This is a genomic window from Methylobacter marinus A45 (genome assembly GCF_000383855.1).
GTDB classification, from domain to species: Bacteria; Pseudomonadota; Gammaproteobacteria; order Methylococcales; family Methylomonadaceae; genus Methylobacter; species Methylobacter marinus.
This window is the reverse complement of the sequence record NZ_KB912877.1, coordinates 2,265,619-2,280,301: the sequence shown is the minus strand read 5'-3', so window position 1 is coordinate 2,280,301 and position 14,683 is coordinate 2,265,619. Positions and strand designations below refer to the sequence as shown.

Genomic DNA, 14,683 nt, shown 5'->3' with positions numbered 1-14,683 from the left:
CATAGTTTACTGATAAAATGGCGTTTTGTTTCCGTAATACCGGCCTTATGACCCATATTTATCGCGGCTGCCCGCCAATGCCTTGGAAAGACGAGGACGTTAGCAGGTGACCTGTGCCTACCAACTGGATAATATCCGCTTTCGCTATGGTGAAAAAACCGCCTTGTCGTTGCCGGCGCTCACCGTTCATGCCGGAACAGTCACGGCGCTGATCGGTCCCAATGGTTGCGGCAAGAGTACGCTGCTGCATTTGCTGGCGTTTCTTGAGGCGCCCGCCACGGGCCGTATCGTGTTCTTCGGCGAGCCGGTTAAAGCCATCGATCCGTCGCTCAGAAAACGTATCGGGTTCCTGCCGCAAAAACCCTATATGCTGCGCGGCACTGTACGGGACAATCTGACCCTTGCCTTGAAACTGCAGGGCCTGCCTAAAACCTTATGGCCGGAAAAAATCCATGCCGCACTGGAACGCCTTGATATCCTCCATCTGATCGATCTGCAGGCCAAAACCTTGTCCGGCGGCGAACTACAAAAAGCGGCGCTGGCGCGCGCCCTGATCACCGGTCCCGACGTGCTGTTGCTGGATGAGCCGTTCAGTTATCTGGACCAGGCCAGCGCGTTGCGGCTGGAGGCATTTATTTCATCGTATATCGAAGAAACACAGGGAACCCTGGTTTTCAGCACGCATAACCGTCTCCAGGGACTGGCGCTGGCCCAAGATGTCATTTCGCTGGTTCAGGGCGAACTGATCAGATCGCCGCTGATCAATCTGTACCATGGCCAGGCCGGGAAAGAGCATATTTTCGACACCGGCAAGATACGGATCATGCTGCCTCGTGACACGCCCGCCTGCCGGCATGTCTCCATCGATCCGCGCGAAATCGTCCTATCCAGGCAGCCGCTGGTTTCCAGTATTCGCAACCGCTACCACGGCAGAGTCGTATCGATCTCGGAGGAAATGGGTAAAGTCAGAGTCGCCGTCGAGGCCGGCGAGATTTTTCAGGTATTGATCACCTATGAGGCGCTGCAGGATTTGGATCTTTCCCTGGGCGACCTGGTCTGGATCCATTTCAAATCCAATTCGGTGGTTGTGTTTTAGCGGTAAAGAAAGTTCAACAGACATTCGGTTTCAGTTAAAATCGCGAATCGCCCGCGACTTTAAAAGTTGATCTTATCCCCTACCGGCACTCGCTGTAGACCATGATCGGACAAATCCATAAAGCTGTAGGCCTTTTATTATAATTCGGCTTATCATGTGAACTGTTTTGCCCATGTATCCCTATTGGGCGCATGGTTGTCGACTATGATTTTTATAGAACACCTCATGAAAAATTATAAATTGCTACTATTATTACTGCTAGGCTCAGTCGCCGCAGGCTGCGGACAGCCGGGCCCGCTTTACTTGCCGGATCAACCCCCGCCAATTCATGCAGAACCGGAAGAAGACCAATAAAAATGGATTATTTTAATTACCGAAACGACGAACTGTTCGCGGAAGATATTGCCGTGCAGGATATCGTCTATAAATACGGCAGTCCGTGCTACATTTATTCCAGAGCCACACTGGAACGACACTGGCAGGCCTTTGACCGAGCCTTTGGCGGCCAGGCGCACCTGATCTGCTATGCCGTCAAGGCCAACTCCAACATTGCCGTTCTCAATCTGCTGGCCCGCCTGGGGTCCGGCTTTGATATTGTCTCGCTGGGTGAAATGGAGCGCGTTCTTGCCGCCGGCGGCGTTCCTGAAAAAATCGTCTTCTCAGGCGTCGGCAAGCGCGAAGACGAAATCCTCGCCGCGCTGAAAGCCGGCATACGCTGCTTTAATATCGAAGTCAGCGGCGAGTTGGACCGGATCAATCGGCTGGCCGGGCAACTGGGCGTTATTGCGCCGGTGTCTTTCCGGGTCAACCCCGACGTCGACGCCAAAACCCACCCTTATATTTCGACCGGCCTGAAAGAGAACAAATTCGGCATCGACATTGACCAGGCCCTGCACGAGTATCGCCGGGCTGCCGCCATGCCTCACATCAAGGTGATCGGCATAGACTGCCACATTGGCTCGCAACTGACCGAAACCCGGCCTTTCCTGGATGCGCTGGACCGCGTACTGAATCTGGTGTCAGTTCTCAAGGACGAAGGCATCCAACTGCATCATCTGGACCTGGGCGGCGGACTCGGCATCCGCTATAAAGACGAACAACCGCCCGAGCCGGTCGACTACATTCAAGCCGTGCTGGCGCACCTGGGCGCCAACGATTTTGAAATCCTGCTGGAACCCGGCCGCGCCATCGTCGGCAATGCCGGCATCCTGGTGACTCAGGTCGAATACCTCAAACCCACGGCCCACAAGAACTTCGCCATTGTCGACGCGGCCATGAACGACCTGGTGCGCCCGTCCTTATACAGCGCCTGGCAAGACATCATTCCGGTCAACAAGCAAAGCCAGGAGCCAGAGATGCGCTGGGATATCGTCGGTCCGGTCTGCGAGACCGGCGATTTTTTAGGCAAGGAGCGCATGCTTAAAATTTCCCAGGGCGACTTATTGGCGATACGGTCTTCGGGCGCTTATGGTTTCACCATGAGTTCAAATTATAATTCCAGGCCGCGTGTTGCCGAACTGATGGTCGACGGCGGCAATCTGCATTTGATCAGGGCAAGAGAAACGATCGCCCAGCTTTGGGCTGGAGAGCAGTTACTGCCTTGAGCATTGGTGCCGGAACCTAACTATCCACTCTATTCCTTAACAAGCCACGTAAATGATCAACTTCACTAAAATGCACGGTCTCGGCAATGACTTTGTGGTCATTGACGCCATCAATCAACACGTCGACTTAACCGCCGATCAGATCAGGCAGCTGTCCGACCGGCACTTCGGCATCGGTTTCGACCAGCTGCTTTTGGTTGAAAAGCCGCTCAGTGACGATGCCGACTTCAAATATCGGATTTTTAACGCCGACGGTAGCGAAGTCGCCCAATGCGGTAATGGCGCGCGCTGCTTCGCCCGTTTCGTGCGCGATAAACAGCTGACCGACAAGAACGAAATACGCGTCGACACCAATTCGGGCCAACTGCTGCTGCGATTTGACGAGGATGACCTGATTACGGTCAATATGGGGGTTCCGCGGCATGCGCCTGACGAAATCCCTATGCTGGCCGAGGAGGAATCCAAATATTACACGGTCACGGTAAACGATACGGAGAAAGCGTTCGGCGCGGTTTCAATGGGCAATCCGCACGCCGTGCTGCAGGTTAATGATATTAAAACCGCGCCGGTGACCGAACTGGGCCGAGAACTGGAACGTCACCCGGTTTTCCCGGAACGCGCCAATATCGGCTTTATGCAAGTGGTTGACCGCCAGCGAATCAAACTGCGTGTTTACGAGCGCGGCACCGGTGAAACGCTGGCCTGCGGCAGCGGCGCTTGTGCCGCCGTGGTAATCGGTATCGAGCATAATCTGCTGGAGCCTGACGTTTTCGTCGAATTGCCCGGCGGCGAACTGAAAATAAGCTGGGCCGGCCGCGGCGAACCGGTATTCATGAGGGGACCTGCGGTCTCCGTTTTCGATGGGACATTAAATTTATGAATGCACGGCGAACACCCGAACTGACTGCGACTCAGGTTGAAGAGTATCTGCTGTGTCATCCGGAGTTCTTCAATGACCACCTGCATCTGCTGGAGAAGATGCGCATCCCGCACCCTTGCGGCAACGCCGTATCCCTGATTTCAAAACAGCTGGAAATTTTCAGAAACAAACATCAGGAGCAGGAAAACCAGCTGACGGCGCTGATTGAGATAGCCCGGGACAACGATACGTCCATCAACCGCATGCACAAGCTTACCCTGGCACTGCTTGACGCTTCCACGCTGGAAGAAGCTGTCGCCAATCTTGAGATGGTGTTGTCCGACTATTTCCTGACCGATTTTGTCGCGATCCGCATCATCAAGCACAATCCGGACGCCTCGATTGCCAACCTGTTTATCACGCCGGGCTGCGAAGATCTGGAGCCCTTCAGCAAAGAGCTGGTCGCCAATCAGCCAAAATGCGGCCGCCCGACTCTGGCCCAGGCCAAAGTGCTGTTTGGTGATGCCGCGCTGGACGTCAAATCCTGTGCCATCATTCCCATGATTTTTACCGAGCTCGAGGGCATCGTGGCCATCGGCAGCCGTGAAGAAGGCCGGTTTCATTACAGCATGGGCAATCTGTTCCTGACCCAGATGAGCGAAATCATCGGTACCCGGCTGATTTCATTGCTTGCCGCATAACGCCATGCATACCGATGCCGAACATGCGTTAACAGCCTTTTTCGACCAGCTCCAGGTTGAGGTGCGCGCTTCCGAACACACGATAAACAGTTACCGACGGGACATCCGACAGCTGACTCGCTATTGCACGGATAAAGCCATCGACCGCTGGGTTGATCTTACGCAGAGCGATATCCGGGCCCATATCGCCGGCCGGCACCGTCAGGGCATCGGCAGTAAAAGCCTGCAACGCGAACTGTCTGCAATTCGCAGCTTTTACAATTTCCTGTTGAAAAACCGTCTGGCCGACAATAATCCGGCCCAATATGTCAAAGCCCCCAAACAAAGCAGAAAGCTGCCTAAAACGCTGGATGTGGATCAAGTCAACGGTTTGCTGGAAGCCGGGGCAGACTCCGTGCTGGAAATACGCGATCTGGCCATGTTTGAATTATTTTATTCGTCCGGACTGCGTCTGAGCGAACTGGCCGCCCTGAACCTGACCGATATTGATTTGCCCGACCGCTCGCTGATCGTCCGCGCCGGCAAAGGCGGCAAATCAAGGCTATTGCCTATCGGCCGCAAAGCCGTCGACAGCCTGGAGAACTGGCTGGCTCAGCGTTTAAAAATGGCTATCGCCGCTGAACCGGCCTTGTTTATTTCCAGCCGGGGTACGAGACTGGGGCAGCGCAGCATCCAGTTACGGCTGGCGCAATGGTGTAAAAAGAAAGGCATTGCCGAACACCTTCATCCGCATATGCTCAGGCATTCCTTCGCCAGTCATTTACTCGAATCCAGCCAGGATTTAAGAGCGGTGCAGGAATTGCTCGGGCACAGCAATATCAGCACGACGCAAATCTATACTCATCTGGATTTCCAGCATCTGTCTGAAATCTACGATAAAGCCCATCCGAGAGCCAGAAAAAAATCAGACTAGGCTGTCGCTTGGACCGGGCAAAGATCTAAAAAATCTGCTACCATGTGAACTAATTTTAGTATACAAAGCATCTGTTTTATCACGCAGACATTCTTCTTTACAGGACACCTGAAATGGCGGCAAGCGATACATTGCAAGACATAAAATCTAAAGGAATACTCTGGGGCTTTGGCGTTTTAGTCCTGATTGTACTGGTCGTGCTTTTCATCCTGGGCGCTTGGTGGGGAAGTGAACCGGATCAATTCAATGTACAGGAAGAGGCTCTGCTGAGAGCCAAGGAAACCAACAACACTGAAATGCCGGTGGGCTATACCTACGCCAACACGCTGGCCCATATCGCCGAAGTCCTGCTGCACAAGCCCGGCGGCTACATCACCAATGACGTCGCGCCTCCCGGCGTTTTTTTGGATAACATTTCCAGCTGGGAATTTGGCGCACTGGTCATGTTGCGCGATGCCGCGTCGGCATTAAGAAACCATTTTGCCCGGGACCAGTCACAATCCGCCGAAGATCCGGATCTGGCTGTGGCGGAACCTTATTTCTACTATGAACACAACTCATGGGCCTTGCCGTCAACGGAAGCGGAATATGAAAAAGGCATCGAGGCGCTGCACAAATATATGGTGCGCCTACACAAATACGGCGGCCCCGTAAAGCACGCGCAGTTTTATTCCAGAGCCGACAATCTGTGGCAATACGTGGAGATTGTGATCAAACGCCTGGGCGGCTTGTCCACGCGCCTGAGCGCCAGCACGGCCGGCGCGGAGCTCATGCCCGGCATGGCCGTCATTGAACCGGGCGCCGCGCTCCAATCCGGCCAAGCCAAAACCACACCGATACTAGCCCAGACCCCATGGCTGGAAATCGACGACGTATTCTATGAAGCGCGTGGCGCCAGCTGGGCCTTATTGCATATCCTCAGGGCCATCAAGCATGATTTCCATGACATTCTGCTGGATAAACGCGCCATGAACACAGTCGATATTATGATCAAGTCACTGGAAAACGCTCTCGCCCCCATCTTGAGCCCGATGGTTTTAAATGGCGGCGGCTACGGCCTGTTCGCTAATTATTCCTTGACCATGGCCACCTATATCGCCCGTTGCAACGCGGCGGCGCTGGATTTGCGTGACATCATGAACCGAGGCTAATGCCAAGCATGCAAGAACAAATCAATGAAAACCTGAAACAGCTCGGCACCTGGAAACGGATTTTCTTTATGCTGATTTTCGCCGCCATCATCAGCCTGGTCAGAATGCTGTTATGGGCGGTTATTCTGCTGCAAGTCGCATCGATGTTGTTGACCGGCAAAGCCAACAGCAACATTCTCAATTTCGGACGCAGCCTTTCGGCGTACACCTACCATATCCTGCTATTTCTGACTTTCAATACCGACACGATGCCTTTCCCGTTCTCGGACTGGCAGATAACCGAGGAGCTGAACCTGCCCAAGCCGGGGAACTCCAAAAAATAGTACGCCATGGATGATATCCGCAAAATCATTCATATCGATATGGATGCTTTTTTCGCGGCTATCGAGCAACGGGATTTCCCCCAATATCGAAACAAGCCATTGATCGTCGGCGGCGCGCCCGACTCGCGCGGCGTCGTCGCCACCTGCAGCTACGAGGCCAGGCAATACGGCATCCATTCGGCAATGCCGTCATCGCAGGCTTACCGCCTGTGTCCCCAGGCTATTTTTGTCAAGCCCCGCTTTGATGCCTACCGGCAGGCATCGCAAACCATTCGAAAAATTTTCACCGACTATACCGAACGGGTCGAACCGTTGTCATTGGATGAAGCATATCTGGATGTCAGCGATGTCCAATTGCATCAGGGCTCGGCCACGCTCATTGCCAAAGCCGTCAAGGCAACGATTAAACGCGAAACCGGACTGGTCGCCTCGGCCGGCATCTCTTACAACAAATTCCTCGCCAAGATTGCTTCGGACATGGATAAACCGGATGGACTTTATGTCATCACGCCAGAACGGGGAGCATGTTTTGCCGGACAACTCAGTATCGATAAATTTCACGGCATAGGCAGAGCGACAGCGCGGAAAATGCAGGCATTGGGCATACAGACCGGCAAGGATTTAAGGAAACTGTCGCTGGCGCTCTTGCAGCAGCATTTCGGCAAGTCCGGACACCATTATTACAACATCTGCCGCGGCATTGACCACAGGCCCGTCAACAGCCAGAGAACCAGCAAGTCGGTAGGCGTGGAAACGACGTTTCAGCAGGACATCAAGGCCCGGCCGGAGGTGATGGCGCAACTGCACAGCCTGCTGGAAAAAGCCCTGGAAAAAGCCGCCGAGAAACGGCTGGCCGCCTATACCTTGACCGTCAAGATAAAATACCACGACTTTGTCCAGATCACGCGCAGCCGGACCCTGCCCCATGCCGTGACAGCCACAACGGGCACGTTCGCTATCCTGGAAGATTTATTACGAAATACCGATATCGGCACACGTAAAGTACGGCTGCTCGGAATCACCCTGTCATCGCTGGAAAACCAATCCAGACTGACGCATTTTCAGCAAATGGATTTGTTTAACTGAGCCGCTACAGATCCGACTCCGGCTCATCGTCAACCGGCTCACCCTCTTCGAAATTGAAGACTTCTTTCAGATAGCGGTATAACAAGCGCGAGGATTTAGGCGGCTTGGCCGCCGCTGCTTCCTTCTGGGCATTGCGTATCATCTGCCTTAACTGCTGCCGGTCCGCCTGAGGCTGTTCATCAAGCAACTCGGCCAGCGCCTCATCGCCTTCCGCAATCAGCCTGTCCCGCCAGCGCTCGACGATATGATGCTCCCTGACGGCATGGGCGCTTTTGCTTTTAAAGCGCGCCAGTTTTTCCTGAATGGGCGCTATATCGATTTTATGCAATTGTCCGGCAATAAATTTCAGTTGCCGTTTTCTTGCCCCTTTAAGCGGCATGCCGGCGACCTGAGCGATAGCTTTATAAAGGTTTTCAGGCAATTCAAGCATTTTCAATTGCGCCTCGGGCAATCCCGACAATTCTTCGCCCAAGGCAAAAAGCGCCGCCATATCGCGCTTTTGCTGTGACTTGTTGGGGCGGACCGCATAATACTCCACCTCCTCGTCGTCATCGTATTCATACTCGTATTCGTATTCTTCTTCGCTCATTTGATCTAAACCACTACCATTAAAAAAATCACAAACAGCACGACCAGACCCAGAGGCACCAACACCGCCATCCAGTCTGCCGGCGCTTTCCGGCTGTGCTCGAATGATGCCTTGATACCGGGCCGCATCCAGAAAATAATCAGCAGCACCATGACACCTAACAATAGACTTTCCCAGCTTGAAAATGCTTCCATCTCTGCCTCGCCATAATAAATACGCTACTTTACCACAGGCTGTTTAATGACTTTCCATGCTTCAATCTTTTGCGCTAAATTCAGCGATGCATGGGCCGGACTCGTTGACGGCAGACGCTGATAGGCAAGATAGGCGAAACGTTGATCCAGGCCCGGCAAAATATGTTTTTTATACACCTTTTCAGCCATACCGCCATTAAAGAACACACGCCTGATCAACCGGTACTCGCCAAGAAAACCGGCAAAATCATTGATTCGTATCGATGACAACTTGATATTCGAGTCCAGGCTGCCGTGCCGATGGCAACTTTGCAGCACATCCCAGACCGCGATACCGTTTTCCATCAAAATGGTTTTGCGCCGTTCATAGCAAAGCTCCGGGAATGCGCCGAATAACGCGCCCATGATCGGCCAGAATGCATTGCTCGGATGACCATAGTACTGTTGCTTAAGCAAGGAAACCTCGCTGGGCATGGAACCCAATATCAATACCTGCGCATTTTTGGAAACAATCGGAGCAAATCCTTCAATTTCAGCCATACTTACTTAGGTAAAATTTAATTTCTAGCCCATCAATTTTGCGATAATACGCACTCGTTAATTTCATAGAGTATCAGTTACGTCATGTGGTTTAAAAATCTTAGTATTTTCCGCCTTACCGAGGACTTCACTTTATCTCCAGCCGAACTCGAACAAAAACTTGAGCAAATGGCATTCCGACCCTGCGGCAATCATGAGGAATCCACTTTTGGCTGGACCGCGCCCCTAGGCAAAACCTCGCAGCAGCTGGTGCATAGCACGAATGGTTTTATGATGCTGTGCGGAAAAAAAGAAGAAAAAGTGTTGCCGGCCGCCGTGGTCAATGAAATGCTTCTGGAAAAAATTATCGAGGAGGAAGACCGGCAAGGACGAAAATTGGCCAAAAAAGAACGTACTGCCATAAAGGATGAGCTGGTCTTTGAGTTACTGCCCAAGGCTTTCAGCTTTTCGCGCAAAACCTACGCTTATATCGACCCGAAAGGCGGCTGGCTGGTCGTTGACGCCGCCTCGGCAAAAAAGGCCGAGGATTTGCTCAGCAATCTGCGCAAATGCCTGGGCTCATTGCCGGCCGTACCGCCCAATACCGTGGAAAAACCGGTTGCCACGATGACCCATTGGCTGCTCCATCATGAGACACCGGCCGACATCACCATTGAGGACGAATGCGAACTGCGCTCCCCCGAAGAGGAAGGCTGCATTATTCGCTGCAAGCGACATGACCTGGCGCTACCGGAGATTAAAAACCATCTCGACACCGGCAAGGAAGCGATTAAACTGGCCATCAGCTGGGACGACCGGCTATCCTTCATTATCGACGAACATTTAGCGATCAAACGCCTGCGCTTTCTTGACTTGATCCAGGATCAGGCCGCCAATATCGAAGCCAGTGATGAGGCCGAACAGTTCGATGTGGATTTTTCGATCATGTCGCTGGAACTGGCCAATTTTTTACCTCGTCTGATGGAACTATTCGGCGGAGAGAATAAGGCATGACCCTTTTAACGACCAGTCCCTTAAGAAAATACCTTCCGGCATTTTTTGCCGCAGCACCTTGTGCCAGACACAAGTTAACGATCGGCATTTTTATCCGCGGACTGGTCGTTTTATTGCTGCTGGCGCCCGGCCTGCCTGTTTCGGCCGCAACCTATGACCGGCCCGACAATCCGGGCGACAGTTTGATCAGCGACGAGCTGGCCGATGAACTTTACACTACCGCCAAGCATGAGGACACGCTGCTCGATATAGCCCGGAATTTCGATATGGGGCAGATCGAAATCCTGCTGCTAAACCCGGACGTGGACAGATGGCTGCCGGGGCAAGGCACCCGGGTCAGATTATCCAATCTGCGCTTGCTGCCCGATACCCCCAGGCAAGGCCTGACGCTGAACCTGCCTGAATATCGCATGTATTATTTCCCTGCCCCTCAAGCGGGCGAAAAACCGGTCGTTAAAACCTTTCCCATGAGCATTGGCCGCGTGGACTGGCAAACGCCACTAGGGCAAACCAAAGTTATCCGTAAAGTCAGGAACCCGACCTGGACGCCACCGGCATCGATCCGGGCGGAACATGCCGCCAAAGGCGATATTCTGCCGGCTGTCTGGCCGGCGGGGCCTGACAATCCGCTCGGACTGTTTGCGATGTATCTTGGCACACCGGGCTATTTGATTCACAGCACCAACAAGCCTTTCGGCGTCGGCATGAGAGTCAGCCACGGCTGCATTCGCATGTATCCGGAAGACATTGAAAAACTGTTTCCGGAAATAAAAGCAGGCACGCCCGTCTATATCGTCAATCAACCGATCAAGGTCGGCTGGCATCAAGACACGCTGTATATCGAAATTCATCCGACCCTGGCCGAAACCGAGTCCGAAGACGAAAACGGAACCGTTCCCGAGCTGACCGAGGAAAGATACATGGCCAGCCTGGAGTTGGCGCTAAAATTGATTGAGCGCGCTAACAGCCAGCAAATGCCGGTTATCGATGGCGAGGCATTAAAAAAGGCCTTGCAACAGCACAACGGCATCCCTACTGCTATTTATAAACGCCCCGCCACGAGTCAGGAAGCCCCGGAGTCCCCTTAAAATTTTCCCAAAAAAAAAGCCCGCTGGGTAATCCCAACGGGCTTTTTCATGCTCCCAAAAATAATGACTTATTTCATCATTGATTTTTTGAACATACGATCCAGTTTACTGTTGGTGTCTTGCGCGTATTGAGCCGCACGGTTAGCAGCCGCTTCCGCGTCAGCAGCTTTTGCAGCTGCATCGGCAGCCGCGCGTTGTGCGCTAGCCGCATCGGATGATGCTTGTGAAACCTTGGAATTCAGACCATCAATTTGTGATTGCAGATTATCAATGTCTGAAGTGCTGGCGCAACCAACAGCCAAAGTAGCAGCCATAGCAATCATTGATAATTTAATTACTTTTTTCATATTATTTTTCCTTATTTTCAGAGTTGTTACTACATAAAGAGTACTTCCAGGTTAGAATTTTGCACTGTTTTTGAGTTTCTTTCCAGCTTTATTTTATCCTGACAATCGTCCCTTTATCTATCCATTGACTCAAGTGATCAATCTGCCTATTGGTTAAAGCAATACAACCATGAGTCCAATTCATCATCTTATGAATTTTCTCATCGGCCCGTCCCAAACCGTGAATACCTATGCGCCCGCCTAGCGGCGTATTTTGCGGAGGCACTTGATGATGCTTGTGCGCATATACGATGTTATTATAGGTGGCACGGTCTATCAACCCCTGTTCCATTGCCTTTTCGGCATCTTTCGCGGAAGGGTAGGTTAAACCAAAAAACCGCCTGAAAGCACTCTTCTCACCAATCCAGCCGATCCTGTAGTCCCCGTAAGGCGTAATATTGTCGCCCCGATGGTGCTTGAACCCGGCACCTCCCTGGCCGATCGCAATGTCATTCAGGGTATCAAGCGTCTGGTCCCCCTTTTTTACCTCAATCTTTAGCGCGCTCGTATCGACCAGCAGCCATATATCCTCAACTGCCGATACAACCGTAGCATAACAACTACAACACAGTAATAAATAAATTCGCCACATAAATAATCTACACTGGAATAAAGGTCACTTATACTTTAGCTTATCAAGATAATTCATAAGCATTAAGGTACAGCCATGCAAATAGAAACTATCACCACCCATCCTTATGACGACCAGAATCCAGGCACATCCGGGCTGCGAAAAAAAGTAAAAACATTTCAGCAACCGGGTTATCTGGAAAATTTTGTTCAGTCCATCTTCGATTCCCTGGACGACTTTGCCGGCAAAACGCTCGTACTGGGCGGTGACGGCCGCTATTTTAACCGAGCTGCCATACAAATCATCATTAAAATGGCGGCCGCCAATGGTTTTGGCGAACTGATCATCGGCCAGGGCGGTTTACTGTCCACCCCCGCCGCATCGCATCTGATCAGAAAGAACCAGGCATTCGGCGGCCTGGTTCTTTCCGCCAGCCACAATCCGGGCGGTCCCGATGAAGATTTCGGCATTAAATACAATGTCGCCAACGGCGGGCCCGCGCCGGAAAAATACACGGCGGCCTTCTATCAATGCAGCCAAGCCATCGACTGTTACAAAATTGCAGCCATGGCTGATATAGACCTGGACAGCATCGGCACGCAACAAGTCGGCGATATTAAAATCACGATTGTTGATCCTGTGACTGATTATGCCGAGCTGATGCAGTCTATTTTCGATTTCCCGTTATTGAAACAAAGCATCGGCTCCGGCTATATCCGCTTGTGCTTCGATGCCATGCACGCCATTACCGGCCCTTACGCCAAAAGAATACTCGAAGACATGCTCGGCGCCAAGCCCGGTTCTGTCATCAATGCCGAACCGCTAGAGGATTTTGGCGGCCATCATCCCGATCCCAACCTGGCGCATGCGCAGGAATTGGCGGCGAAAATGTTCGGTCCTGACGCGCCGACGTTCGGCGCGGCTTCCGATGGCGACGGTGATCGCAACATGATCATGGGCAGCCATATCTTCGTCACGCCCAGCGACAGCCTGGCCATTATGGCGGCCAACGCCCATCTTATTCCGGCCTATGCCAAGGGCTTAAGCGGCGTTGCGCGCTCCATGCCGACCAGCCAGGCCGTCGATCGGGTCGCGGCCAAATATGCTATTCCCTGCTATGAAACGCCGACCGGCTGGAAATTTTTCGGCAATCTGCTCGATGCGGGCAAGATCACGATCTGCGGCGAAGAAAGTTTCGGCACCGGCTCTGATCATGTCCGGGAAAAAGACGGTTTATGGGCCGTGCTGTTCTGGCTGAACCTGATCGCCAGAAAGCGTCAACCGGTTGCCGATATTGTCCATGACCACTGGCTGAAATTCGGCCGCGATATCTACAGCCGCCACGATTATGAAGCCGTGTCCAGCGACATCGCCAACGGCATTATCGAACATCTCAGGTCCCGGCTGCCGACACTGGCAGGCCAGGCGTTCGGTGAATACATCATTAAATACGCCGACGAATTCAGCTATCAGGACCCTATAGACAACAGCATCAGCCACAATCAGGGCATACGCATCGGCTTTGAAAACGGCTCGCGCATTGTCTTCCGCCTGTCAGGCACCGGCACGGTCGGCGCCACCTTAAGGATCTATCTGGAACGGTTCGAGGTCGATGCCGAAAAGCACGATCAGGATGCGCAAGCCGCGCTGGCCGATTTAATCGATCTCGCCGAACTGCTGTGCGAGATCAAAAAACGCACCGGCCGGGCCGAACCGACGGTCATTACCTGACAAAAGGCGAAGGGTGCGGGGTTCAAGCCCTGCACCTATAGCTCAATATCATGGGCAATGCCATGCATGAGGCAAATTAGCAGTACACCGGCCAGGATCAGGGTAATCTGCTGCAAGGAGGTCTTCATATCGGTCTTTTTGTGCAGCGACGGTATCAGGTCCGCGACCGCGATATAAATAAAGCTTGAAGCCGCCAAGGCCAGAAAATACGGCAGACTGTCATGCAAATCACCCAGGCTGAAATAGGCCAGCACTCCGCCCACCACTGTGGTCAGACTGGCCAGCACGTTATAGAGCAGCGCCTTGCCTTTGCTATAGCCGCTCTGCAATAAAATCGCGAAATCGCCGACTTCCTGCGGGATCTCGTGCGCGGCGACCGCCAGGCTGGTCACGATGCCCAGCTTCACGTCGGTCAGGAACGCGGCCGCGATCAAAACCCCATCGACAAAGTTGTGAATGCTGTCACCCAGGATGATCAATGTGCCGGCAGACTTGCCATGACCATGACTGTGCGCATGCCCATGATCATGCGCCTCTTCATCGCCGTGTGCCTCGCAACCGCCGCCGTAATGGCAATGCCGCCAGATCAGCAGTTTTTCCAGCACGAAAAAACCGAGCACGCCAGCCAGAATCGTCCCGGACAAGGGCTGAATCTGTTCCGGCCTGACATCCTCGAACGCATGAGGAATCAAGCCCCAGAAAGCGACGGCCAACAGCGCGCCAATGGCAAAACTGATGCCATGCGGCAAAACCGCTTCCCTATGCTTGTCCGGCATTAATAGAAAGACTGCGGCGGCCATCACGCTTAAAAGACCACCTATGGCGGTAAAAATAACAATAAATACCAATAAACTCACT

18 protein-coding genes are annotated in these 14,683 nt (G+C 52.8%); 12 read left to right on the top strand and 6 right to left on the bottom strand.

The window, feature by feature from the left end; translation table 11 throughout:
- Nucleotides 1-106: 106 nt before the first annotated feature.
- The 9 genes from METMA_RS0110555 to dinB all read left to right on the top strand — a co-directional run bounded on the left by METMA_RS0110555 (nucleotide 107) and on the right by dinB (nucleotide 7,733).
- Nucleotides 107-1,096, top strand: coding sequence for an ABC transporter ATP-binding protein (locus METMA_RS0110555; protein WP_020159061.1), 990 nt, complete (start codon nucleotides 107-109; stop codon nucleotides 1,094-1,096).
- Between the two features lie 204 nt (nucleotides 1,097-1,300).
- A complete protein-coding gene (lptM, locus tag METMA_RS28205; protein ID WP_408605801.1) occupies nucleotides 1,301-1,450 on the top strand; it encodes an LPS translocon maturation chaperone LptM in 150 nt (49 codons plus the stop codon).
- Between the two features lie 2 nt (nucleotides 1,451-1,452).
- Nucleotides 1,453-2,700 (top strand): diaminopimelate decarboxylase, encoded by a 1,248-nt coding sequence (lysA, locus tag METMA_RS0110550; protein ID WP_020159060.1) that lies wholly within the window; start codon nucleotides 1,453-1,455, stop codon nucleotides 2,698-2,700.
- Between the two features lie 52 nt (nucleotides 2,701-2,752).
- Entirely contained in the window at nucleotides 2,753-3,580 is an 828-nt protein-coding gene (gene dapF / locus METMA_RS0110545) for a diaminopimelate epimerase (protein WP_020159059.1), read from the top strand.
- Complete coding sequence (locus METMA_RS0110540; protein ID WP_020159058.1) at nucleotides 3,577-4,260, top strand: DUF484 family protein; 684 nt, start codon at nucleotides 3,577-3,579, stop codon at nucleotides 4,258-4,260. Before dapF ends, METMA_RS0110540 begins: the two co-directional genes overlap by 4 nt.
- Nucleotides 4,261-4,264: 4 nt before the next feature.
- Nucleotides 4,265-5,173 (top strand): tyrosine recombinase XerC, encoded by a 909-nt coding sequence (xerC, locus tag METMA_RS0110535; RefSeq protein WP_020159057.1) that lies wholly within the window; start codon nucleotides 4,265-4,267, stop codon nucleotides 5,171-5,173.
- Nucleotides 5,174-5,286: 113 nt separating this feature from the next.
- Nucleotides 5,287-6,324, top strand: coding sequence for a DUF2333 family protein (locus tag METMA_RS0110530; RefSeq protein WP_020159056.1), 1,038 nt, complete (start codon nucleotides 5,287-5,289; stop codon nucleotides 6,322-6,324).
- 8 nt (nucleotides 6,325-6,332) lie between these two features.
- Nucleotides 6,333-6,647, top strand: a complete 315-nt coding sequence (locus METMA_RS0110525) for a DUF4389 domain-containing protein (protein WP_036292707.1) — start codon at nucleotides 6,333-6,335, stop codon at nucleotides 6,645-6,647.
- A 6-nt stretch (nucleotides 6,648-6,653) separates the two neighbouring features.
- Nucleotides 6,654-7,733, top strand: coding sequence for a DNA polymerase IV (gene dinB / locus METMA_RS0110520; RefSeq protein WP_020159054.1), 1,080 nt, complete (start codon nucleotides 6,654-6,656; stop codon nucleotides 7,731-7,733).
- Between the two features lie 4 nt (nucleotides 7,734-7,737).
- Here dinB and yjgA read toward each other — a convergent pair whose 3' ends face one another.
- Genes yjgA through METMA_RS0110505 form a run of 3 tightly spaced genes read right to left on the bottom strand, consistent with a single transcriptional unit; the run spans nucleotide 7,738 to nucleotide 9,056 of the window.
- Nucleotides 7,738-8,322, bottom strand: a complete 585-nt coding sequence (yjgA, locus tag METMA_RS0110515; protein ID WP_020159053.1) for a ribosome biogenesis factor YjgA — start codon at nucleotides 8,320-8,322, stop codon at nucleotides 7,738-7,740.
- Between the two features lie 5 nt (nucleotides 8,323-8,327).
- Entirely contained in the window at nucleotides 8,328-8,516 is a 189-nt protein-coding gene (locus METMA_RS0110510; RefSeq protein ID WP_020159052.1) for a hypothetical protein, read from the bottom strand.
- A gap of 24 nt (nucleotides 8,517-8,540) precedes the next feature.
- Nucleotides 8,541-9,056: a DNA-deoxyinosine glycosylase gene (locus METMA_RS0110505; protein ID WP_020159051.1), complete on the bottom strand. Its 516-nt coding sequence runs from the start codon at nucleotides 9,054-9,056 to the stop codon at nucleotides 8,541-8,543.
- 84 nt (nucleotides 9,057-9,140) lie between these two features.
- Between METMA_RS0110505 and rdgC the strand changes: the two genes are divergently transcribed.
- Both rdgC and METMA_RS0110495 read left to right on the top strand, forming a co-directional pair.
- Nucleotides 9,141-10,049, top strand: coding sequence for a recombination-associated protein RdgC (gene rdgC / locus METMA_RS0110500; protein WP_020159050.1), 909 nt, complete (start codon nucleotides 9,141-9,143; stop codon nucleotides 10,047-10,049).
- Entirely contained in the window at nucleotides 10,046-11,137 is a 1,092-nt protein-coding gene (locus tag METMA_RS0110495) for a L,D-transpeptidase family protein (protein WP_020159049.1), read from the top strand. The genes rdgC and METMA_RS0110495 overlap by 4 nt, the downstream gene beginning before the upstream one ends.
- Before the next feature lie 68 nt (nucleotides 11,138-11,205).
- Here METMA_RS0110495 and METMA_RS0110490 read toward each other — a convergent pair whose 3' ends face one another.
- Nucleotides 11,206-11,484 carry an Lpp/OprI family alanine-zipper lipoprotein gene (locus METMA_RS0110490; RefSeq protein ID WP_020159048.1) on the bottom strand — a complete coding sequence of 93 codons (279 nt, stop codon included), beginning with the start codon at nucleotides 11,482-11,484 and terminating at the stop codon, nucleotides 11,206-11,208.
- An 88-nt stretch (nucleotides 11,485-11,572) separates the two neighbouring features.
- A complete protein-coding gene (locus METMA_RS0110485; protein ID WP_020159047.1) occupies nucleotides 11,573-12,115 on the bottom strand; it encodes a L,D-transpeptidase family protein in 543 nt (180 codons plus the stop codon).
- Nucleotides 12,116-12,190: 75 nt separating this feature from the next.
- On the opposite strand from METMA_RS0110485, the gene METMA_RS0110480 reads away from it, so the two are divergent.
- Nucleotides 12,191-13,825, top strand: coding sequence for an alpha-D-glucose phosphate-specific phosphoglucomutase (locus METMA_RS0110480; protein ID WP_020159046.1), 1,635 nt, complete (start codon nucleotides 12,191-12,193; stop codon nucleotides 13,823-13,825).
- Between the two features lie 35 nt (nucleotides 13,826-13,860).
- On the opposite strand, the gene METMA_RS0110475 is transcribed toward METMA_RS0110480, so the two are convergent.
- Nucleotides 13,861-14,682 (bottom strand): ZIP family metal transporter, encoded by an 822-nt coding sequence (locus tag METMA_RS0110475; protein WP_020159045.1) that lies wholly within the window; start codon nucleotides 14,680-14,682, stop codon nucleotides 13,861-13,863.
- Nucleotide 14,683 lies beyond the last annotated feature (1 nt).

Coding starts and splice junctions, on each gene's coding strand:
- lptM (WP_408605801.1), top strand. CDS start 1,301: ATGATTTTTATAGAACACCTCATGAAAAATTATAAATTGCTACTATTA.
- lysA (WP_020159060.1), top strand. CDS start 1,453: ATGGATTATTTTAATTACCGAAACGACGAACTGTTCGCGGAAGATATT.
- dapF (WP_020159059.1), top strand. CDS start 2,753: ATGATCAACTTCACTAAAATGCACGGTCTCGGCAATGACTTTGTGGTC.
- METMA_RS0110540 (WP_020159058.1), top strand. CDS start 3,577: ATGAATGCACGGCGAACACCCGAACTGACTGCGACTCAGGTTGAAGAG.
- xerC (WP_020159057.1), top strand. CDS start 4,265: ATGCATACCGATGCCGAACATGCGTTAACAGCCTTTTTCGACCAGCTC.
- METMA_RS0110530 (WP_020159056.1), top strand. CDS start 5,287: ATGGCGGCAAGCGATACATTGCAAGACATAAAATCTAAAGGAATACTC.
- METMA_RS0110525 (WP_036292707.1), top strand. CDS start 6,333: ATGCAAGAACAAATCAATGAAAACCTGAAACAGCTCGGCACCTGGAAA.
- dinB (WP_020159054.1), top strand. CDS start 6,654: ATGGATGATATCCGCAAAATCATTCATATCGATATGGATGCTTTTTTC.
- yjgA (WP_020159053.1), bottom strand. CDS start 8,322: ATGAGCGAAGAAGAATACGAATACGAGTATGAATACGATGACGACGAG.
- METMA_RS0110510 (WP_020159052.1), bottom strand. CDS start 8,516: ATGGAAGCATTTTCAAGCTGGGAAAGTCTATTGTTAGGTGTCATGGTG.
- METMA_RS0110505 (WP_020159051.1), bottom strand. CDS start 9,056: ATGGCTGAAATTGAAGGATTTGCTCCGATTGTTTCCAAAAATGCGCAG.
- rdgC (WP_020159050.1), top strand. CDS start 9,141: ATGTGGTTTAAAAATCTTAGTATTTTCCGCCTTACCGAGGACTTCACT.
- METMA_RS0110495 (WP_020159049.1), top strand. CDS start 10,046: ATGACCCTTTTAACGACCAGTCCCTTAAGAAAATACCTTCCGGCATTT.
- METMA_RS0110490 (WP_020159048.1), bottom strand. CDS start 11,484: ATGAAAAAAGTAATTAAATTATCAATGATTGCTATGGCTGCTACTTTG.
- METMA_RS0110485 (WP_020159047.1), bottom strand. CDS start 12,115: ATGTGGCGAATTTATTTATTACTGTGTTGTAGTTGTTATGCTACGGTT.
- METMA_RS0110480 (WP_020159046.1), top strand. CDS start 12,191: ATGCAAATAGAAACTATCACCACCCATCCTTATGACGACCAGAATCCA.